Origin of the sequence: Pseudomonas sp. RSB 5.4 (assembly GCF_037126175.1) — a bacterium.
In the GTDB taxonomy this organism is placed as follows: Bacteria; Pseudomonadota; Gammaproteobacteria; order Pseudomonadales; family Pseudomonadaceae; genus Aquipseudomonas; species Aquipseudomonas fluorescens_H.
Window position 1 is genome coordinate 4,364,486 of the sequence record NZ_CP146986.1, and the last position, 19,681, is coordinate 4,384,166.

The following is a 19,681-nucleotide window of genomic DNA, read 5'->3' on the forward strand; positions in this document are numbered from 1 at the left end:
CCCTCATCGCGAGCAGGCTCACTCCTACAGTAGGAACGTATTCCCCTGTAGGAGTGAGCCTGCTCGCGATGGGGTCAGAAACAGCACCACATCCTTCAGATCCGCCAGAACGGCTTCAACCCCTCCTCCTGCGCCTGCTCCCGGGTCAACCCGACATCCTTGAGCTGCTCCGGCGTCAGGTTCAATAGCGCCTTGCGCGTGTGCAGACGATGCCAGAACAGGCTCCAGCGACTCAGGCCGGACGGCGCGTTGCGCATGGCGGTATTCCATGCACTGTCCTCCTGCCCTGCCTCCAGTTCCTGACTGTGTAACGTCAGCCGCACATCGCTCAAGCCGTTCATTTTTGTCGCTCCTGTTTACTTGGGTAGCCAGAGATTCCATGATGCGCGGGTCGGCAAAAGCATTACAGATTCAACACTTCTGTATTAACTCCATACAGATTTGCCATTCCTGAGACTGAATCACCGATTTTTGCCGCATCTGTACTGGTTTAACGAATCACCTGCATCGAGGCAGTGCCATGACCCTGTATGTGAACCTCGCCGAGCTGCTCGGCACCCGCATCGAACAAGGCTTCTACCGTCCTGGCGATCGCCTGCCTTCGGTGCGCGCCTTGAGCGTAGAACATGGGGTCAGCCTCAGCACGGTGCAGCAGGCCTATCGCATGCTCGAAGACAGCGGTCTGGCCACACCGAAACCCAAGTCCGGCTACTTCGTGCCGGTGGGTCGCGAGCTGCCGGAACTGCCTGCGGTCGGGCGGCCGGCACAGCGGCCGGTGGAGATTTCGCAGTGGGATCAGGTGCTGGAGCTGATTCGCGCAGTGCCGCGCAAGGACGTGGTGCAACTGGGTCGCGGCATGCCCGACGTAACCACGCCCACCATGAAACCGCTGCTGCGCGGACTGGCGCGGATCAGCCGCCGGCAGGACATGCCCGGTCTGTATTACGACAACATTCACGGCACCCTCGAGCTGCGCGAACAGATCGCTCGATTGATGCTCGACTCCGGCTGCCAGTTGAGCGCCAGCGACCTGGTGATCACCACCGGTTGCCACGAAGCGCTGTCCACCAGCATCCACGCCATCTGCGAACCGGGCGACATCGTCGCGGTGGATTCGCCGAGCTTCCACGGCGCCATGCAAACGCTCAAAGGCCTGGGCATGAAAGCCCTGGAAATCCCCACCGATCCGCTCACCGGTATCAGCCTCGAAGCGCTGGAACTGGCGCTGGAGCAGTGGCCGATCAAGGTCATCCAGATCACGCCCAACTGCAACAACCCGCTCGGCTACATCATGCCGGAGTCGCGCAAGCGCGCCCTGCTCAACCTGGCACAGCGTTTCGACGTGGCGATCATCGAGGACGATGTGTATGGCGAGCTGGCCTACACCTACCCGCGCCCGCGCACGATCAAATCCTTCGACGAAGATGGTCGAGTGCTGCTGTGCAGCTCGTTTTCCAAGACCCTGGCCCCGGGCCTGCGCATCGGTTGGGTGGCACCGGGTCGTTATCTGGAACGGGTGCTGCACATGAAATACATCAGCACCGGTTCCACCGCACCCCAGCCACAGATCGCCATCGCCGAATTTCTCAAGGGCGGCCATTTCGAACCGCACTTGCGGCGGATGCGCACGCAATACCAGCGCAATCGCGACGCGATGATCGACTGGGTCACTCGCTACTTTCCCGCCGGCACCCGCGCCAGTCGCCCGCAGGGCAGCTTCATGCTCTGGGTCGAACTGCCCGAGGGTTTCGATACGCTGAAACTCAATCGTGCGCTGCTCGATCAAGGTGTACAGATCGCCGTCGGCAGCATCTTTTCCGCCTCGGGCAAATACCGCAATTGCCTGCGAATGAACTACGCGGCCAAACCGACACCGCAGATCGAAGAAGCGGTGCGCAAGGTCGGCGCAGCGGCGAGCAGATTGCTGGCCGAAACCGAGTCATTCGAGCCGAAACGTACCGTGCCCGTCGAAGCGACGAAGGTCGGCGACACGGCTTGAGGCATCGCTGACGCGGGCCTCGATGTCCAGCTCCACGTCGAGATGACGGCCGGTGGCGATGCTGCCCGCGCGCCAGCTCACGATGCGATCGCCAGGCTGCAGCAAATCCGCCGCGCCCGCCCGCTCTCCCTCGCGCTGCCACTGCACCGGCGCGCCGTCCAGACGCACCGTCACTATGCGTACCTGCAACCGTCCCGGTGGCCAGCGAAAATGCAGCGCATCGCTGCTCGGGGCAGCAAAGGACCAACTGATCGAGCGCACATCCGGACATTGAATCCGCAGATGAACCCTGCGCACCCCGAAGCTGCCGTCGTCGCCACTCGATGGCCGTGCCAGCAGTTGCGCCCTCGTCGAGACGCCATAGTCCACAGCGCCCGGCGACAGCGTCATCTGGCAGCTCGCACTGGCCATGGCGGATGCGGACAACAGCCATGCCAGCATGATCTGGATAATCCATCGTTGCATGGGAAAAACCTCAGTCATGTATTGCTCAAAGGCTGACAGAGCGCTTCGACAGGCTCGATCAGTGCGTGCTCGTCAGGCGATTCGGCCAGGGTGAATTGCAGCTCGCAGTGCGTGGTGTCCGATAGCTGCACCCGCAACGGTTGCCCAGGCTTGATGTCCGGCACAAAGATCGTCCCGGCCTCAAGCACCGTGGTCAGGTATTCACCTTGCCCGTCCTGTACGGCCAGGCCACTGGGCAGCCATTGCCGATCAACCGTCCTGGCCTTCAACAGCACGCGCCGCACGCGGGTGATGGAGAACTCCAGGCGCTGCACCGACCCGCGCCCGGCTTCCACTTCTTGATAACCGTCGAGCACCTCGACGTTGCGCGGCAGGCTCAACGGGTCGACTTCCAGCCGGGCGGTCGAATACGCCGGCAGACTCGCCACCACCGCCCGGCCCGCTCCGTCCGTCCACACCGGACCTTGCGGCGTGAACAACTTCAGACCCGCACGGTCGCCGGCCTTGAGCACGCCAAAGGTCTCGCGCAGCGGATAGGGCGACAGCGTGACGCCATCGCGATGCAGTGCCATGCCGCCACGCAGGCCCACATCGAATTCGCGCGCTTCGTCCCGCTGGCTCATACCGAGGTCCAGACGGGTGTAACGCGCCAGAGCATTGACCCGCAATCCGAGGGACGGCGCCGCGTCTTCACGGTGTTCGGCACTGGCGCTGTAGGCCAGGGTTTCACTGAGCACTTCGCTCATCGACACGCCACTGCGCGCCCCGGATCGTGGGTCGCTGCGCAGGTAGCTGCGAACCCGGCGCTGCTCGCCCAATGGCATCGCCGCCGTCAGGTAAGCCGAGGTGCCCCGGCGCCCCGCGTCGGCATCGCCGATTCCCCGTTCCAGGCTCAACGACAGACTGATCCGCGCGGGCAGCGTCTGCGACCACGACAGCCCCAGGCGCATATGCGGCGGCTGATCCACGCTGGTGTAACGCGACCAGGTCATGCCGAACGCGCCCCAGCGTTCGACGGAACCGTTGAGGGCAAACGTCCAGTGCTCGCGCCCGGGCAATTCGGCCCGGCCCTGCTGCGAGTTCCAGCCAGTGTCCGACAGCGTACGAAAGCCCTGGCCACGACGCACAGCGACCACGCTGGTGGACAGGTTCGGCGCCAGCACGGCATTGACGGTCATTTGCACCTGATGACCCGCAACGCCTGTAGCGCGATCGGTGGACAGCAGCTGGCGCACACCGGTAGTCAGATTACCCGGCCATTGCCGCTGCAGCCCCCACCCCGCCGACAGGTAGTCCGAACCACCGAGTACACCGCCACTCATGCGCAGCGCTCGCGACAGGCTCCATTCCTTGGCAAGGGTGGCGAACGACGGCGCCCGACGATCATCCGAGCCTTGGCGTCGCACAGTGCCCAGCGCCAGATTGAACGTGTCGGCCCGCTCGAACCGGGCATCCTGCAGGCTGGCGGCCGGGACGCGAAAGCGCCGCACCTGCCCTTCTTGCTCGTGCACGCTCACCTCAAGGTCGAGCTGGTTGCTCAACAACGGCAGCGCGCGCAGGATGAACGGCCCGGCAGGAACTCGCGTGGTGTAGATCGGCACGCCGTTCTGCCGGACTTCGATCCGCGATGGCGACCAGGCGATGCCTTCGACCTCACCACGCAGACCCTGTTGTGCCACACGCATTTGCGCGAACGCGTCTTCCGGCAGGATCTGCACGCCGCTGAACGATTCGCCGGCAAACAGGGGCGACTGCAGATTCAACTGGCCGATCTGCACGCTGGCTTCGTCATCTTCCAGGGTGTGCATGCCATAGGCATACAGATGCTCGAAACGCGTACTGTCCGGAAGTTGCGTGTAGGACTGCCGGCTACGCAGGATCCAGTCGCCGGCATTCAAGCCAATCTCCGAGCCCAGGCTGCGAAAGTCGCTGCGCTGTCCCTCATGCCGGCTGCCCATCAGCAACGCATCGTAGTTAAACACACCACCCACACCACCATTGGCGAAGCTGCGCGATTGAAACTCCGGCAACGCCAGCAGGTCGGTCGGCAACAGCAGGTCGATCTGTTCCTGGCCGGGATGCAACTCAATGATGGCCGAGGGCAGACCTTCGCGCAGTGTCAGGCACGGCTGTCGGTCTGCCGACGCCGCAGAGGTTTGCGAGCGCACGCCGGCAGCCTTGAGCAAGGCCGGCTGCAGGCACGGCTCGCCCTCAGCATCGAACGTCACGAACACGCGGCCGCGAGGCTGTCCATTGGCCTCCAGTGCTACCAGGCGCGTGCCCTGGGAGAAACGCGGTGCCTGGCGGAAGTACGCAGCCAATGCGGGGTCGAGTCCGCGCTCGCGAAGCAGCTGCGCATCGAACTCCACCACCTCGCCGGCCAGCGCTGCGCCTGCGCCCTGAACCATCACCAGTGCCAGTCCCCGACGGGCAGGCCTGCGCATCAGTGCGTTACCGGAGCATCGAAGTGATCGACTGCAAAGCCATAGGTGGTGGCCGGAAAAATCCGCACGCCCATGGTCCGCACCGTCGAACTCAAGGGCAACGCGACAGACAGGCGCTCGCCAGGCAGGATCCAGGTGCGCGGCAGATCCACCGCCTGTGTGCCCGGCAGCGGAACAATCGCCTTCGCCAGGCGAACGACGTAAGGACTGGGATTACTGACCAGCAAGCCCTCAGCAGTGGCCGACCAGCTCAGGCGATGCCATGGCTCGCGCTCCACCGGCAGGCCGGCGGGGCGCAGGATCACCGGCAGGTTTTGCCGCACGCCCAGATTGACCCGGGCGCCGTCAGCACTTGCCACAGGATTGATCCCTTCAAAAATCACCCGCTTCAGACGCTCGGTCTGCAACGGTTCGGCGCTCTGCAAAATGAACCGCACTTGCTGCACTGCCCCGGCCTCGACACGGGTTACCGACGGGCTGAACAGCAACTGCGTTTGATCATGCGGCTCGATGTTTACCACCGTGGTGTGCAGCAGGGCCGGACGGGACTCGGTATTTCGGACATTCATCGTCGCCTCACCGAGACCTTCATCCACCACCAGCACAGGTGTTTGCGGCACCATTCCGGCAGCGTGGGCGCTGGGCATCAAAATCACGGCGAGCAGGCACAGTGGCAGCGCCCTGAAGCCAGGACGGCACATTGAAATCGGCATCGGGATTGTTCCGCTGGAAAGTTTCAGCGCCCCCGTCAAAGGACGCGCCGAATGAACCTGAAAGAACCCGGCAATGGCCGGGCTCTGTCGATCAGAGGTAGTACATGTCGAAGGTGACCGAGCCATCGAGCGGGATCTCGCTGGCGATCGGCAGCGCGTTACTCGGGCCAATGATCGGCAACAGGCTCATCGGAAACCCGTGATGGCGCGCCGCGACCGGGCCGGCTGCCACGGTACCCCAGGAGTACAGCGCCGGGGCATTGCTCACCAGCGGCGAGGAAGGCAATTGCCACGCCGGCGCCGCCAGGGTGCGGGTCATCAGGGTCTGCTGGATACCGTCGGCTTCCGGACGCCCGTGGCGCAGAGCGAAGCCGCCGATACGGATGCCGCCGATTTCGCCTAGCCCGTAAAACAAGGCCGGATCGCTGTTACCGGCGCCATCGTTGATGCCCGGCAGTTTGGTTGCCGCACGATTGTCTCTGACCGACACCTCCACCGGCGCCGGCGCATCGCAATTGATGTGCAGCGAAATATCGTGAGTCGGCAGCAGCGTCTGTGTGGTCTTGTTCAGTGTGGCCGCCGAAATCTTGCGCAGATCGACGGTGCCACCACCGGCAAATGCCGGGATGCACGAGGTCGGAATAATGGTTCCGATCACGTTCAGATCCACGCTCTCGGCAGCGGCCAGCGTCGGCAATACCGCGGCCGCGATGGCCGCCATCCATGTTGTTTTTTTCATCAGTCCCTACTTGTTCGGCTATTTATAAATGGCAGGTATTCAGGACATCGCTTTCACCGGGGCCGTGAATACCGGGGGCGATGATTTCCTTTTTTGCAGGATCCGTATGTAGGAATAGGCACCAACCAAGAGCGGAAAAAACGACATGGCAAATAGTCCAAAAACACATGCGAACTCATTCCTACTTTCGAACGACTAATTGTTTACACAGTGTGGCGAGGATCCGCCTGGAAGCGGTCGTTGAAATCCTCTGCATGCCATACTCCGTCCCCCCCAGCCCCCAGCCGAGAAAGCAACGTGCGACCCGGAAAAAAATTGCTCGCTGTCTTTGTCCTGTGTTCGTTGGCCAGTGGTTGCGCCAATCTCGATGTAGCGCGTGAACCCAGCCAGGCGTTGCCGGCTGCCGGCTCCGCATTCGGTCGCTCGATTCAGGCACAGGCGGCGCCCTATCAGGGCCGCTCCGGATTCCGCCTGCTGTCCAACAGCACTGAGGCCTTCACCGCTCGCGCCGAACTGATCCGCAATGCGCAAACCAGCCTCGACTTGCAGTACTACATCGTCCACGACGGCGTCAGCACGCGGATGCTCGTGGAAGAACTGCTCAAGGCCGCCGACCGTGGCGTGCGCGTACGCATCCTGCTCGACGACACCACCAGCGACGGCCTCGACACGATCATCGCCACGCTGGCGGCGCATCCACAGATCCAGATCCGCCTGTTCAATCCACTGCACCTGGGCCGCAGCACGGGCGTGACCCGCGCCGCCGGCCGCCTGTTCAACCTGTCGCTGCAACACCGTCGCATGCACAACAAGTTGTGGCTGGCGGACAACAGCGTGGCCATCGTCGGCGGGCGCAATCTGGGCGACGAGTATTTCGATGCCGAGCCAAACCTGAATTTCACCGACATCGACATGCTCAGCGTCGGCCCGGTGGCCGAGCAGCTTGGGCACAGTTTCGATCAGTACTGGAACAGCGCGCTGAGCAAGCCGATCGACGAATTCCTCTCCAGCAAACCGAGCACCAAAGACCTGCAGAACACCCGCACGCGCCTCAAAGAATCGCTGGATGAAACCCGCAAACAGAACCACGCGCTGTATCAACAGCTGATGACGTTCAAGACCGCGCCGCGCATGGACATCTGGCGCAAGGAACTGATCTGGGCCTGGAACCAGGCGCTGTGGGATGCGCCGAGCAAGGTGCTGGCCAAGGACGAACCGGACCCGCAACTGCTGCTGACCACGCAACTGGCGCCGGAACTGCGCGGCGTCAGCAAAGAACTGATCATGATCTCGGCGTACTTCGTTCCCGGCCAGCCGGGGCTGGTGTACCTGACCGGGCGTGCCGACGCCGGGGTCTCGGTGAGTCTGCTGACCAACTCGCTGGAGGCTACTGATGTGCCGGCGGTGCACGGCGGTTATGCGCCGTATCGCAAGGCACTGCTGGAGCACGGGGTAAAACTGTATGAACTGCGCCGCCAGCCTGGGGATAACTATGGCAGCGGCCCACACCTGTTCTACAGCAAGTCATTCCGGGGTTCGGATTCCAGCCTGCACAGCAAGGCGATGATTTTCGACCGGCAGAAAGCGTTCATCGGCTCGTTCAACTTCGACCCGCGCTCGGTGCTGTGGAACACCGAGGTCGGGGTCCTGGTGGACAGCCCGGAACTGGCCGAACGCGCACGCGAACTGGCCTTGCAAGGCATGGCACCGGCACTGAGTTATGAGGCGAAACTGCAGGATGGCAAGATCGTCTGGGTGACCGAGGACAACGGCCAGATGCACACGCTGACCAAGGAACCCGGGAGCTGGTGGCGGCGGTTCAATGCGTGGTTCAGCACCACTGTCGGTCTGGAGCGGATGCTTTAAAAAGCAAAAGATCGCAGCCTGCGGCAGCTCCTACACTGGAATGCGGTTTCCCTGTAGGAGCTGCCGCAGGCTGCGATCTTTTGACCTTAAGCCGTTTGCACCGTGCCGAACGCACCTTGGCGCATCAGCAGAATCACCAACCCGAACGCCCCCACCGCCATCAACAGCGGCAACGCATGCCCGCTGATCCACTGGCTGCCCGCCCCCGCCATCAATGGCCCGATCAGACAACCGACACCCCATAGCTGCGCAATGTGCGCATTGGCGCGCACCAGCGCATCGTCGCGATAACGCTCGCCGATCAGGATCAGTGACAAGGTGAACAGCCCACCGGCACTGGCCCCGAACAACACCCACAACGGCCAGATCAGCAGCGTGTCGATCAACAGCGGAATCGCCAGGCTCGACAGCATCAACACCACCGCGCATCCGGTGAACAAGGTACGTCGCGACAGGTAGTCCGCCAACGCACCAATCGGCAGTTGCAGCAGCGCATCGCCGACCACCACCGTGCTGACCATCGCCAACGCGATCTCGGCAGTAAAGCCCTGCTGCAGGCAATACACCGGCAACAACGTGAGGATCATCGCCTCGAACGCAGCGAACAGTGACACCGCCCAGGCAATCGCCGGCAGCTCGCGGGCAAAACCCCACAGATCGCTGAACGTCACACTGCTGGCTTCACTACTCGGCGCACCGCTGCGGCCCATCAACAGCAATGGCGAGACTGTCAGCAGCCCGACGCCAACCCAGAACCCGTAATCGTGCTCAGTGCCGAGCGCACCCAGCAGCAGCGGACCAGACAGTTGGCTCAGCGCATAGCTGCTGCCATACAGCGCCACCAGCCGACCGCGCCAGTGTTCGACGACCAGTTGATTGATCCAGCTCTCGCCAAGGATGAACACGATGGTCAGGATCACCCCGATCATCAGCCGCAGCACCAGCCAGATCGGATAGCTGGGTAACAACGCCAGCAAGCCGATCGACAACGCACCCGCCCACAGGCACAGACGCATCAGGTTCGCCGTGCCGAAACGCGCCGCCAAGTGACTGGAAATCTTCGCCCCCAGCAGCACGCCAATCGCCGGCATCGCCGCCATCACGCCAATGGCAAAGGAGCCATAACCCCAGCTTTCCAGACGCAACGACACCAACGGCATGCTGACCCCCAGGGCCAGACCGACACTCAAGACAGACGCCAACACGGCGAAATACGTCGCCCAACGCATGGTCCACGCTCCTGTGGATATTCTTATGTGCGCCACAAAATCACTGTGGGAGCAAACCCTGTGGAGAGGGGATTCATCCCCGACAGGTCGCGCAGCGACCTCAAAACCTGCATATCAAATGCACTGGTTTTGCGACTGCTTCGCAGCCGATCGGGGATAAATCCCCTCACCACAGAGACTTGCTCCCACAGGGGATCTCCGTAAGTTCGGGAGCCTGAACGAATCAGGCTCCCGCTAACGGCTTACAGCTTGATCCACGTCGCCTTCAGCTCGGTGTACTTGTCGAACGCGTGCAGCGACTTGTCGCGACCGTTGCCCGACTGCTTGAAGCCGCCGAACGGTGCGGTCATGTCGCCGCCGTCGTACTGGTTGACCCACACGCTACCGGCACGCAGCGCCTTGGCGGTCAGGTGCGCCTTGGAAATGTCCTGAGTCCATACCGCTGCGGCCAGGCCATACGGCGTGTCGTTGGCGATCTGGATCGCTTCTTCCGCAGTGTCGAAGGCGATGACCGACAGCACCGGGCCGAAGATCTCTTCCTGAGCGATCTTCATCGCGTTGCTCACGCCGTCGAAAATCGTCGGTTCGACGTAAGTACCACCGGTTTCCTGAAGGATGCGCTTGCCGCCGGCCACCAGTTTGGCGCCGTCGCTGTGACCGGACTCGATGTACGACAGCACGGTGTTCATCTGCTGGGTATCGACCAGCGCACCGACGTTGGTCGCCGGGTCCAGCGGATTGCCCGGCTTCCAGGCTTTCAGCGCCTCGATCACCATCGGCAGGAATTTGTCCTTGATCGAACGCTCGACCAGCAGCCGTGAACCGGCGGTGCAGACTTCGCCCTGGTTGAAGGCGATGGCACTGGCGGCGGATTCGGCAGCGGCTTGCAGATCCGGCGCATCGGCGAAGACAATGTTCGGGCTTTTGCCGCCGGCCTCCAGCCACACGCGCTTCATGTTCGATTCGCCGGCGTAGATCATCAGTTGCTTGGCGATCTTGGTCGAGCCGGTGAACACCAGGGTGTCGACGTCATTGTGTAGCGCCAGCGCCTTGCCAACAGTGTGGCCGTAGCCCGGCAGCACGTTGAGTACGCCTTTCGGAATACCGGCTTCCACTGCCAGCGCAGCGATGCGGATGGCAGTCAGTGGGGATTTTTCCGACGGCTTGAGGATCACCGAGTTACCGGTCGACAGCGCCGGGCCGAGTTTCCAGCAGGCCATCATCAGCGGGAAGTTCCACGGCACGATGGCGCCGACCACGCCCACCGGCTCGCGGGTCACCAGACCCAGTTGATCATGCGGCGTGGCGGCGACTTCGTCGTAGATCTTGTCGATCGCCTCACCGCTCCAGCTCAGCGCTTGCGCCGCGCCTGGGATGTCGATGTACAGCGAGTCGCTGATCGGCTTGCCCATGTCGAGCGTTTCGAGCAACGCCAGCTCTTCAGCGTGCTGCTTGAGCAGGCTGGCGAAACGAATCATGGTGGCTTTGCGTTTGCTCGGCGCCAGGCGCGACCAGACGCCGGAATTGAACGTGGCACGGGCGTTTTCCACGGCGCGCTGGGCGTCGGCGGCGTCACAGCTGGCGATCTTGCCCAGCAGACGGCCATCGACCGGACTGATGCACTCGAAAGTCTCGCCGGAGACGGCGTCGGTGTATTCGCCGTTGAGGTAGGCGCGGCCTTCGATCTTCAGGTCGCGAGCACGTTGTTCCCAATCGGCACGAGTCAGGGTGGTCATTCGAGTGTCCTCCTCTTGTTGAATAGAGCGCCGCGTTCTTCGCGGACGTCTTCAGGAATGCTGCCCGGCCGGCCTGCTTTTTCGGCCCAAGGCACCCGCCACCCTAAACCAGCGGCCGGGGTTGTTTCAATATATTTGACATAAGCGCGCCATACGGCCTTGCGGTGTTCATTTTAATAAACATAGACTTTGGCCCTTTCAAGCCACCGCGCCGTCATCACGGGAGAAAACAACAATGAACATCCAGTACGTCGTCGATATCAGCCTGACCACCAGCACAGCCGAACGCTATCGCCCGGACCCGGCCAAAGTGCTCAAGGGCGATCCCGAGCAAGCGGTGTTCAATCAGTACGACAGCCCTTGTGGGCAGATGGGCGTCGGCGTGTGGGAAGGCGCGGTCGGGCAGTGGACGGTGAACTACACCGAGCATGAATACTGCGAAATTCTGCAGGGGGTTTCGGTGCTGCGCGACAGCGACGGCAATGCCAAGACCTTGCGTGTTGGCGACCGCTTCGTGATTCCGGCCGGCTTTCGTGGCACTTGGGAAGTGCTGGAGGCTTGCCGCAAGATCTATGTGATCTTTGAGCAGAAGGCTTGAGGATTTTCGCTGACTGATCCGGCCTCTTCGCGAGCAAGCCCGCTCCCACAGTAATTGCGCGATGACGCAGATATTGTGTTCACAGAGATCAAATGTGGGAGCGGGCTTGCTCGCGAAGAGATCCGGCCAGACACCGCAGAAATCCGAGGCAACAAAAAAAGGCCCGTATCGTGAGATACGGGCCTTTTTTCGTAGTCGGGAAAAATCAATTACTTGATTTTGCCTTCCTTGTAGATCACGTGCTTACGAACAACCGGATCATATTTCTTGATCTCGATTTTGTCCGGAGTAGTACGCTTGTTCTTGTCGGTAGTGTAGAAGTGACCAGTACCGGCGCTCGAGATCAAACGAATCAATTCACGCATGATTAGCTCCCTTAAATCTTGCCATCGCGGCGAAGTTCGGCGAGCACGACACTGATGCCACGCTTGTCGATGATGCGCATGCCTTTGGCAGATACGCGCAGACGCACAAAACGTTTCTCTTCTTCAACCCAGAAGCGGTGATGCTGCAGGTTCGGCAGGAAACGACGACGGGTTTTGTTGTTTGCGTGGGAAATGTTATTCCCGGTTACCGGACCCTTACCGGTAACTTGACATACTCTCGACATGCCTCAGCCCTCTAAAACCACATGCCCAACCCGGCATGGGTTGGCCGCTTAATCTCTCAGTCATTTGGCGCCAGGCGCCGCGTTTCTTTAGAGGTCTTACCGGCTACACCTACAGTGAAGGAACCGGGCCCCTAGAAAAGAGCGCTGCTTTATACCAGAAAGACCGGGGTGCAACAACAATCGATGTGCAATCAACCGGTAAAAAGGCACTTTTTCCGGCTGCGGACGCTTTGGATAAAGGCTGGCGCGAGTTTTGACCACTCGTCGCAGAAAACCGCTCTGACACAGGTTTCCGACTTTTCTGGGCGCACCGCGGTCAGAAAAACGCCACTGACCTGCCCCGAAAATAAAAAAGGGGATAGTCATTTGCAATCCAGCCCTCTAGGGTAACCCTTTTCCAGACTGCACCTGCAGATGGCCTTCGATCTGTAAAGGAAGCCGACCATGCGCCTCGCTGCCCTACCCCTGTTGCTCGCCCCGCTTCTGCTGAGCCCTCTGGCCCAGGCCGCCGCCCTGAGCGTCTGCACCGAGGCCAGCCCTGAAGGGTTCGACGTGGTGCAATACAACTCGCTGACCACCACCAATGCCTCGGCCGACGTGCTGATGAACCGCCTGGTGGACTTCGACACTGCCAGCGGCAAAGTCGTGCCGAGCCTGGCCGACAGCTGGGAAGTCAGCACCGACGGCCTGACTTATGTGTTCAAGCTGCACCCGCAGGTGAAGTTTCACAGCACCGACTATTTCAAGCCGAGCCGTACGCTGAGCGCCGAAGACGTCAAATTCAGCTTCGACCGCATGCTCGACCCGGCCAACCCATGGCACAAAGTGGCGCAAAGCGGCTTCCCGCACGCGCAGTCCATGCAGTTGCCGGCGCTGATCAAGAAAATCGACGCACTCGATCCGCTGACCGTGCGCTTTACCCTCGACCACCCGGATTCGACGTTCCTCGCGACCCTGAGCATGGGTTTCGCCTCGATCTATTCCGCCGAATACGCCGACAAGCTGCTCAAGGCCGACGCCACCGACAAGCTCAACAGCCAGCCGATCGGCACCGGCCCGTTTGTGTTCACGCGCTTCCAGAAAGACGCCTCGGTGCGCTACAAGGCCAACCCGGACTACTTCGGCGGCAAGCCGGCGGTCGACCCGCTGATTTTCGCGATCACCCCGGATGCCAACGTGCGCCTGCAAAAGCTGCGGCGCAACGAGTGTCAGATCGCCCTGTCGCCGAAACCGCTGGACGTAAAGGCTGCGCAGGAAGAGCCGACTTTGAAAGTGGAAAAAACTGACGCGTTCATGACCGCTTTCGTCGGCATCAACAGCCAGCATCCGCCGCTGGACAAGCCAGAAGTGCGGCAGGCGATCAACCTCGCCTTCGACAAGGCCAACTACGTCAAAGCCGTGTTCGAAGACACCGCAGAGCCGGCCAACGGCCCTTACCCGCCGAACACCTGGAGCTACGCGAAGAACCTGCCGGGCTATCCGCACGACGTGGCCAAAGCCAAGGCGTTGCTGGCCAAGGCCGGACTCAAGGATGGCTTCCAGACCACCATCTGGACCCGTCCGTCCGGCAGCCTGCTCAACCCCAATCCGAGCCTCGGTGCGCAGTTGCTGCAATCGGACCTGGCGGAAATCGGCATCCAGGCGGAAATCCGCGTGATCGAGTGGGGCGAATTGATTCGCCGCGCCAAGGCTGGCGAACATGACCTGCTGTTCATGGGCTGGGCCGGCGACAACGGCGACCCGGACAACTTCCTCACGCCGCAGTTTTCCTGCGCGGCGGTCAAGTCCGGCACCAACTTCGCCCGCTACTGCAATGCCGATCTGGACAAACTGATCAGCGCCGGCAAAACCACCAGCGAACAAGGCGTGCGCACCAAGCTGTATGAACAGGCCCAGGCGCAGATTCAACAGCAGGCGCTGTGGTTGCCGCTGGCGCACCCGACTGCCTATGCGCTGACGCGCAAGGATGTGCAGGGTTATTCCGTCAGCCCGTTTGGCCGGCAGGACTATTCCAGGGTCTCCTTGAAATAACCCGCCACAACACAATTCCCCTGTGGGAGCGGGCTTGCTCGCGAAGGCGTCGGATCAGCCAAACTTTTATTGACTGACACATCGCCTTCGCGAGCAAGCCCGCTCCCACAGGGGTTGGCGTTTGTTGTTGAAAGCTACATCCAGCCACACTCCGCCATCGACAGCGGCTCGCCGTCGCCAACGATGAAGTGATCGAGCACCCGCACATCAATCAGATCCAAAGCCTTCTGCAAGCGCTTGGTCAGTTGCCGATCCGCCTGGCTCGGATCGCTGTTCCCCGACGGGTGGTTGTGGCAGAGAATCACCGCCGCCGCGTTGTTGGCCAATGAGCGTTTCACCACTTCCCGGGGATGCACACTGGTGTTGTCGATCGAACCGCGAAACAGCGCCTCGAACGTCAGCACTTGATGCTTGGAGTCGAGAAACAGGCAGCCGAACACCTCGTGCGGCTCATGGCGCAGCATGGATTTCAAGTAATCCCGCACCGCCTGCGGATTCTCCAGCGCCGGTTTTTTACGCATGCGCTCGGCCAGATGTCGCCGCCCCATTTCCAGCACCGCCTGCAACTGCGCGAATTTCGCAGGCCCCAATCCCAACTGCATGCTGAACGCCGCAAGATCGGCCTCCAGCAATGCGCGCAGGCTGCCGAATTGCGTCAACAGGTGTCGCGCTAGATCCACCGCGCTTTTTCCCGTGACCCCGGTACGAAGAAAAATCGCCAGTAATTCGGCATCGGAAAGGCTTCCCGCGCCCTGTTCAAGTAGCTTCTCCCGCGGCCGCTCCGCCGCTGGCCAATCGCGAATACTCATACACCTTCCTTGTCTGTGGGCGCCGCTGTTCCGTAGCGGTCGCTGTGATATCGTAGCCCATCTTTTTTGCGGGCGAATTCACCCTGGGGAGGGGGTTTCGCCACGTATGTCACCCACGAAATGAAAGGCAGACCTATGCAGCGGCTGTATCGGAAACGCATCGTTCTGGGCGTCGGCGGCGGCATCGCGGCCTACAAGAGCGCCGATCTGGTTCGTCGCCTGATCGACCAGGGCGCCGAAGTGCGCGTGGTCATGACCCATGGCGGCGCCGAGTTCATCACCCCGCTGACCATGCAGGCCCTGTCCGGGCACCCGGTTCACCTCGACTTGCTCGACCCGGCCGCCGAAGCGGCAATGGGCCACATCGAGCTGGCCAAGTGGGCCGATCTGGTGTTGATCGCCCCGGCCACCGCCGATCTGATTGCGCGTCTGGCCCAAGGCATCGCCAACGATTTGCTGACCACCCTGGTGCTGGCCACCGATGCCGTAGTGGCCGTCGCGCCAGCCATGAACCAGGCCATGTGGCGCGACCCGGCGACCCAGGCCAACCTGCAAATCCTTGAAAGCCGTGGCCTGAAGACCTTCGGCCCGGCCTCCGGCAGCCAGGCCTGCGGCGATGTCGGCATGGGCCGGATGATGGAAGCCACCGATCTGGCGCAGTGCGCGGCGGATTGTTTCCAGCGTCAGGCACTGACCGGCAAGCACGTGGTGATCACCGCCGGCCCGACTCAGGAAAACATCGACCCGGTGCGCTACATCACCAACCACAGCTCCGGGAAAATGGGCTTCGCTCTGGCCGAAGCCGCGGTGGAAGCCGGCGCCCGCGTGACCCTTATCAGCGGCCCGGTGCACCTGCCGACGCCGGATCGCGTCACGCGCATCGACGTGGTCAGTGCTCGCGACATGCTTGCAGCGTGCGAATCGGCCATCCCGTGTGATGTGTTCATCGCCTCGGCAGCGGTGGCGGACTACCGTCCGGAAGTCGTTGCCCCGCAAAAACTCAAGAAAGACCCTACAAGCGGCGACGGCTTCGTCCTGCAAATGGTGCGTAACCCGGACATCCTGGCCACCATCGCGACCCGTCCCGACCGTCCGTTCAGTGTCGGCTTTGCCGCCGAGACCGAACACCTGCTCGACTACGCTGCACGCAAGCTGAAAGACAAGAATCTCGATTTGATCGTCGCCAACGACGTGGCCAACCCGAGCATCGGTTTCAACAGCGAAGAAAACGCCTGCAGCGTGATCGACCGTGAGCTTCATGCCACTGTTTTCGCCCAGACCAGCAAGAGCAGGATCGCTCGCCAACTGGTCACTTTTATCGCCGAACGTCTGAACCAGGTTTAATTTACATGCACGCTTTGCAAGCCAAGATCCTCGACCCACGCATCGGTACCGAATTCCCGCTGCCGCAATACGCCACCCCGGGCTCCGCCGGTCTCGACCTGCGCGCCATGCTGGAACAGGACATCGTGATCAAGCCGGGTGAAACCGTGCTGATCCCTACCGGTCTGTCGGTCTACATCGGCGACCCGAACCTCGCCGCGCTGATCCTGCCGCGCTCGGGCATGGGCCATAAGCACGGCATCGTGCTGGGCAACCTCGTCGGCCTGATCGACTCGGATTATCAAGGCCCATTGATGGTGTCCTGCTGGAACCGTGGCCAGTCCGACTTCACCATGACTGTCGGCGAACGTCTGGCGCAACTGGTGCTGGTACCGGTGGTGCAGGCGCACTTTGAAATGGTTGAAGAGTTCGTCGAGACCGAACGCGGCGCGGGCGGTTTCGGCCATACCGGCACGAAATAACCGGATGTCTCCCTGTAGGAGCTGCCGAAGGCTGCGATCTTTTGACTTTGTTTTTCAAGAGCAAGATCAAAAGATCGCAGCCTGCGGCAGCTCCTACAGGGGGAATTTGTGCAGATTCACACGGAAGGTTTAGCGCCGAAAATCAAGGTTTTGCCGGCCGCAAGCCACGCCAGCCAAGGCGTCATGGCCCTTTCACACCACGAACTCTCTGTGGAAAACGCCGTCATACCCTTCAGTTTGAGCCTACCGCCGAGTGAATCGTCGGTGTGTCCCGCCACTTTCGAGATGGAGCATTTGTGCAGATGAGCACCCCCGCCAAGATCGCCCCGAAGCTTCCCGACAGCATCTTCCGCGCCTATGACATTCGCGGCACCGTGCCGGAATTCCTCAATGCCGAAACCGCTTACTGGATCGGCCGCGCCATCGGCTCGCAGAGCCTGGCCCAAGGTGAACCGAATGTTTCCGTCGGCCGTGACGGTCGCCTGTCCGGCCCGGAGCTGGTTGCCGAGCTGATCCGTGGTATCGCCGAAAGCGGCTGCCATGTCAGCGATGTCGGCCTGGTCCCGACCCCGGCGCTGTACTACGCGGCCAACGTGCTCGCGGGTAAATCCGGGGTGATGCTCACCGGCAGCCACAACCCGTCGAACTACAACGGCTTCAAGATCGTGATCGCCGGCGACACCCTCGCCAACGAGCAGATCCAGGTGCTGCACGAGCGCATCAAGACCAACGATCTGAGCAGCGGCCAGGGCAGCGTGACCCAGGTCGAAATCCTTGACCGCTACACCACCGAAATCGTCCGGGACGTCAAACTGGCCCGACGCATGAAGGTTGTGGTCGACTGCGGCAACGGCGCGGCCGGGGTGATTGCCCCGCAACTGATCGAAGCGCTGAACTGCGAAGTCATCCCGCTGTTCTGCGAAGTCGACGGCAACTTCCCCAACCACCACCCGGATCCGGGCAAGCCCGAGAACCTCGTCGACCTGATCGCCAAGGTCAAGGAAACCAACGCCGACCTCGGCCTGGCCTTCGACGGTGACGGCGACCGCGTCGGCGTGGTGACCAATACCGGCAGCATCGTCTACCCGGACCGCCTGCTGATGCTGTTCGCCCGCGACGTGGTGGCACGCAACCCGGATGCGGAAATCATCTTCGACGTCAAATGCACCCGCCGCCTGGTGCCGCTGATCAAGGAATACGGCGGTCGCCCGCTAATGTGGAAGACCGGTCACTCGTTGATCAAAAAGAAAATGAAACAATCCGGTGCTCTATTGGCCGGTGAGATGAGCGGCCACATCTTCTTCAAGGAGCGCTGGTTCGGTTTCGACGACGGCATCTACAGCGCCGCACGGCTGCTGGAGATCCTCAGCAAGGAAAAATCCACCGCGGAAGAACTGTTTGCGACCTTCCCGAACGATATTTCTACGCCGGAAATCAATATCCATGTGACCGAGGAGAGCAAATTCAGCATCATTGATGCACTGCACGACGCACAATGGGGCCCAGGCGCTGACCTGACCACCATCGACGGCGTGCGGGTCGATTACGCCAAAGGCTGGGGCCTGGTGCGCGCCTCCAACACCACACCGGTGCTGGTGCTGCGCTTCGAGGCCGATGACGAGGCTGAATTGCAGCGCATCAAGGATGTGTTCCACGCCCAATTGAAACGCGTTGCACCTGATCTCCAACTACCGTTCTGATTCACCCGGAGCCCTGAATGACCCTCGAACGCGAAGCCGCCGCCCACACCGCCCAGGTTCTGTCCGAAGCGTTGCCTTACATCCGACGTTATGTCGGCAAGACCCTGGTGATCAAATACGGCGGCAACGCGATGGAAAGCGAGGAGCTGAAAACCGGCTTCGCCCGCGACATCGTCTTGATGAAAGCCGTGGGCATCAACCCGGTCGTGGTTCACGGCGGCGGCCCGCAGATCGGTGATCTGCTCAAGCGTCTGTCGATCGAAAGCCACTTCGTCGATGGCATGCGCGTCACCGACGCCGCGACCATGGACGTGGTGGAAATGGTCCTCGGCGGTCAGGTCAACAAAAGCATCGTCAACCTGATCAACCGTCACGGCGGCAGTGCCATCGGCCTGACCGGTAAAGACGCCGGGCTGATTCGTGCGAAGAAACTGACCGTCACCCGCCAGACCCCGGAGATGACCCAGCCGGAAATCATCGACATCGGTCAGGTCGGTGAAGTGGTCGGGATCAACACCGAACTGCTGAACCTGCTGGTCAAAGGCAACTTCATCCCGGTGATCGCGCCGATCGGCGTCGGTGAGAACGGTGAGTCGTACAACATCAACGCCGACCTGGTGGCCGGTAAAGTCGCCGAGGCGCTGAAAGCCGAGAAGCTGATGCTGCTGACCAACATCGCCGGCCTGATGGACAAGTCCGGCACCGTGTTGACCGGCCTGAGCACCCAGCAGGTCGACGACCTGATCGCCGATGGCACCATCTACGGCGGCATGCTGCCAAAGATTCGCTGCGCACTGGAAGCGGTTCAGGGCGGCGTTGGCAGCTCGCTGATCATCGACGGTCGCGTACCAAACGCGATCCTGCTGGAAATCTTCACCGACACCGGTGTGGGCACGTTGATCAGTAATCGCAAGCGTCCGTAAGACGTCGCGCAAAC

General features: G+C 61.6%; 17 protein-coding genes and 1 pseudogene. 8 read left to right on the top strand and 10 right to left on the bottom strand.

The genetic code is table 11. The annotated features are described in order from the left end of the window. Window positions 1-95: 95 nt before the first annotated feature. The gene (locus tag V9L13_RS19815) at window positions 96-341 is read right to left on the bottom strand and encodes a DUF1127 domain-containing protein (RefSeq protein ID WP_338800326.1); all 246 of its coding nucleotides are present in this window, start codon (window positions 339-341) and stop codon (window positions 96-98) included. A 179-nt stretch (window positions 342-520) separates the two neighbouring features. Between V9L13_RS19815 and V9L13_RS19820 the strand changes: the two genes are divergently transcribed. Next, a complete protein-coding gene (locus tag V9L13_RS19820; protein ID WP_003229457.1) occupies window positions 521-1,999 on the top strand; it encodes a PLP-dependent aminotransferase family protein in 1,479 nt (492 codons plus the stop codon). Here V9L13_RS19820 and V9L13_RS19825 read toward each other — a convergent pair. The 4 genes from V9L13_RS19825 to V9L13_RS19840 form a co-directional block, all read right to left on the bottom strand. Continuing rightward, entirely contained in the window at window positions 1,940-2,464 is a 525-nt protein-coding gene (locus V9L13_RS19825; protein ID WP_338800327.1) for a hypothetical protein, read from the bottom strand. The two genes, V9L13_RS19820 and V9L13_RS19825, sit on opposite strands and share 60 nt — an antisense overlap. A 14-nt stretch (window positions 2,465-2,478) precedes the next feature. Beyond that, window positions 2,479-4,908 (bottom strand): fimbria/pilus outer membrane usher protein, encoded by a 2,430-nt coding sequence (locus V9L13_RS19830; RefSeq protein ID WP_338800328.1) that lies wholly within the window; start codon window positions 4,906-4,908, stop codon window positions 2,479-2,481. After that, window positions 4,908-5,621 carry a fimbria/pilus chaperone family protein gene (locus V9L13_RS19835; RefSeq protein WP_338800329.1) on the bottom strand — a complete coding sequence of 238 codons (714 nt, stop codon included), beginning with the start codon at window positions 5,619-5,621 and terminating at the stop codon, window positions 4,908-4,910. Before V9L13_RS19835 ends, V9L13_RS19830 begins: the two co-directional genes overlap by 1 nt. A 91-nt stretch (window positions 5,622-5,712) precedes the next feature. After that, complete coding sequence (locus V9L13_RS19840; protein WP_003229465.1) at window positions 5,713-6,360, bottom strand: DUF1120 domain-containing protein; 648 nt, start codon at window positions 6,358-6,360, stop codon at window positions 5,713-5,715. 297 nt (window positions 6,361-6,657) lie between these two features. On the opposite strand from V9L13_RS19840, the gene V9L13_RS19845 reads away from it, so the two are divergent. Then, complete coding sequence (locus V9L13_RS19845; protein WP_338800330.1) at window positions 6,658-8,226, top strand: phospholipase D family protein; 1,569 nt, start codon at window positions 6,658-6,660, stop codon at window positions 8,224-8,226. An 86-nt stretch (window positions 8,227-8,312) separates the two neighbouring features. Here the strand turns inward: V9L13_RS19845 and V9L13_RS19850 are convergent, their stop codons facing one another. Next, entirely contained in the window at window positions 8,313-9,455 is a 1,143-nt protein-coding gene (locus V9L13_RS19850) for an MFS transporter (RefSeq protein ID WP_338800331.1), read from the bottom strand. Between the two features lie 242 nt (window positions 9,456-9,697). Beyond that, window positions 9,698-11,191 carry an aldehyde dehydrogenase gene (locus V9L13_RS19855; protein ID WP_338800332.1) on the bottom strand — a complete coding sequence of 498 codons (1,494 nt, stop codon included), beginning with the start codon at window positions 11,189-11,191 and terminating at the stop codon, window positions 9,698-9,700. A 235-nt stretch (window positions 11,192-11,426) separates the two neighbouring features. Here V9L13_RS19855 and V9L13_RS19860 point away from each other — a divergent pair, with 235 nt between their 5' ends. Next, complete coding sequence (locus V9L13_RS19860; protein ID WP_338800333.1) at window positions 11,427-11,789, top strand: cupin domain-containing protein; 363 nt, start codon at window positions 11,427-11,429, stop codon at window positions 11,787-11,789. Window positions 11,790-11,998: 209 nt separating this feature from the next. Here V9L13_RS19860 and rpmG read toward each other — a convergent pair whose 3' ends face one another. Beyond that, window positions 11,999-12,154 carry a 50S ribosomal protein L33 gene (gene rpmG, locus V9L13_RS19865; RefSeq protein ID WP_003177274.1) on the bottom strand — a complete coding sequence of 52 codons (156 nt, stop codon included), beginning with the start codon at window positions 12,152-12,154 and terminating at the stop codon, window positions 11,999-12,001. A gap of 11 nt (window positions 12,155-12,165) precedes the next feature. Further along, on the bottom strand, window positions 12,166-12,399 hold the full coding sequence (gene rpmB, locus V9L13_RS19870; RefSeq protein WP_003229474.1) for a 50S ribosomal protein L28: 234 nt from the start codon (window positions 12,397-12,399) through the stop codon (window positions 12,166-12,168). 444 nt (window positions 12,400-12,843) lie between these two features. On the opposite strand from rpmB, the gene V9L13_RS19875 reads away from it, so the two are divergent. Next, window positions 12,844-14,430: an ABC transporter substrate-binding protein gene (locus tag V9L13_RS19875; RefSeq protein ID WP_338800334.1), complete on the top strand. Its 1,587-nt coding sequence runs from the start codon at window positions 12,844-12,846 to the stop codon at window positions 14,428-14,430. Window positions 14,431-14,564: 134 nt separating this feature from the next. On the opposite strand, the gene radC is transcribed toward V9L13_RS19875, so the two are convergent. After that, window positions 14,565-15,239 (bottom strand): DNA repair protein RadC, encoded by a 675-nt coding sequence (gene radC / locus V9L13_RS19880; protein WP_338800335.1) that lies wholly within the window; start codon window positions 15,237-15,239, stop codon window positions 14,565-14,567. A gap of 135 nt (window positions 15,240-15,374) precedes the next feature. Here radC and coaBC point away from each other — a divergent pair, with 135 nt between their 5' ends. The 4 genes and pseudogenes from coaBC (at window position 15,375) to argB (ending at window position 19,667) form a co-directional block, all read left to right on the top strand. Further along, complete coding sequence (coaBC, locus tag V9L13_RS19885; protein ID WP_338802886.1) at window positions 15,375-16,583, top strand: bifunctional phosphopantothenoylcysteine decarboxylase/phosphopantothenate--cysteine ligase CoaBC; 1,209 nt, start codon at window positions 15,375-15,377, stop codon at window positions 16,581-16,583. A gap of 5 nt (window positions 16,584-16,588) precedes the next feature. Further along, the gene (dut, locus tag V9L13_RS19890; RefSeq protein WP_003229483.1) at window positions 16,589-17,044 is read left to right on the top strand and encodes a dUTP diphosphatase; all 456 of its coding nucleotides are present in this window, start codon (window positions 16,589-16,591) and stop codon (window positions 17,042-17,044) included. A gap of 302 nt (window positions 17,045-17,346) precedes the next feature. Beyond that, window positions 17,347-18,744 (top strand): annotated as a pseudogene (locus V9L13_RS19895) (phosphomannomutase/phosphoglucomutase); the annotation flags it as partial. Window positions 18,745-18,761: 17 nt separating this feature from the next. Beyond that, on the top strand, window positions 18,762-19,667 hold the full coding sequence (gene argB / locus V9L13_RS19900; RefSeq protein WP_003229488.1) for an acetylglutamate kinase: 906 nt from the start codon (window positions 18,762-18,764) through the stop codon (window positions 19,665-19,667). Window positions 19,668-19,681 lie beyond the last annotated feature (14 nt).

Excerpts from the sequence above, each read along its gene's own strand:
- argB (WP_003229488.1), top strand. The coding sequence starts at position 18,762 with ATGACCCTCGAACGCGAAGCCGCCGCCCACACCGCCCAGGTTCTGTCC.
- V9L13_RS19855 (WP_338800332.1), bottom strand. The coding sequence starts at position 11,191 with ATGACCACCCTGACTCGTGCCGATTGGGAACAACGTGCTCGCGACCTG.
- V9L13_RS19860 (WP_338800333.1), top strand. The coding sequence starts at position 11,427 with ATGAACATCCAGTACGTCGTCGATATCAGCCTGACCACCAGCACAGCC.
- dut (WP_003229483.1), top strand. The coding sequence starts at position 16,589 with ATGCACGCTTTGCAAGCCAAGATCCTCGACCCACGCATCGGTACCGAA.
- V9L13_RS19815 (WP_338800326.1), bottom strand. The coding sequence starts at position 341 with ATGAACGGCTTGAGCGATGTGCGGCTGACGTTACACAGTCAGGAACTG.
- rpmG (WP_003177274.1), bottom strand. The coding sequence starts at position 12,154 with ATGCGTGAATTGATTCGTTTGATCTCGAGCGCCGGTACTGGTCACTTC.
- V9L13_RS19875 (WP_338800334.1), top strand. The coding sequence starts at position 12,844 with ATGCGCCTCGCTGCCCTACCCCTGTTGCTCGCCCCGCTTCTGCTGAGC.
- V9L13_RS19825 (WP_338800327.1), bottom strand. The coding sequence starts at position 2,464 with ATGCAACGATGGATTATCCAGATCATGCTGGCATGGCTGTTGTCCGCA.
- V9L13_RS19835 (WP_338800329.1), bottom strand. The coding sequence starts at position 5,621 with ATGCCGATTTCAATGTGCCGTCCTGGCTTCAGGGCGCTGCCACTGTGC.
- V9L13_RS19850 (WP_338800331.1), bottom strand. The coding sequence starts at position 9,455 with ATGCGTTGGGCGACGTATTTCGCCGTGTTGGCGTCTGTCTTGAGTGTC.
- V9L13_RS19830 (WP_338800328.1), bottom strand. The coding sequence starts at position 4,908 with ATGCGCAGGCCTGCCCGTCGGGGACTGGCACTGGTGATGGTTCAGGGC.
- radC (WP_338800335.1), bottom strand. The coding sequence starts at position 15,239 with ATGAGTATTCGCGATTGGCCAGCGGCGGAGCGGCCGCGGGAGAAGCTA.
- V9L13_RS19840 (WP_003229465.1), bottom strand. The coding sequence starts at position 6,360 with ATGAAAAAAACAACATGGATGGCGGCCATCGCGGCCGCGGTATTGCCG.
- rpmB (WP_003229474.1), bottom strand. The coding sequence starts at position 12,399 with ATGTCGAGAGTATGTCAAGTTACCGGTAAGGGTCCGGTAACCGGGAAT.
- coaBC (WP_338802886.1), top strand. The coding sequence starts at position 15,375 with ATGCAGCGGCTGTATCGGAAACGCATCGTTCTGGGCGTCGGCGGCGGC.
- V9L13_RS19820 (WP_003229457.1), top strand. The coding sequence starts at position 521 with ATGACCCTGTATGTGAACCTCGCCGAGCTGCTCGGCACCCGCATCGAA.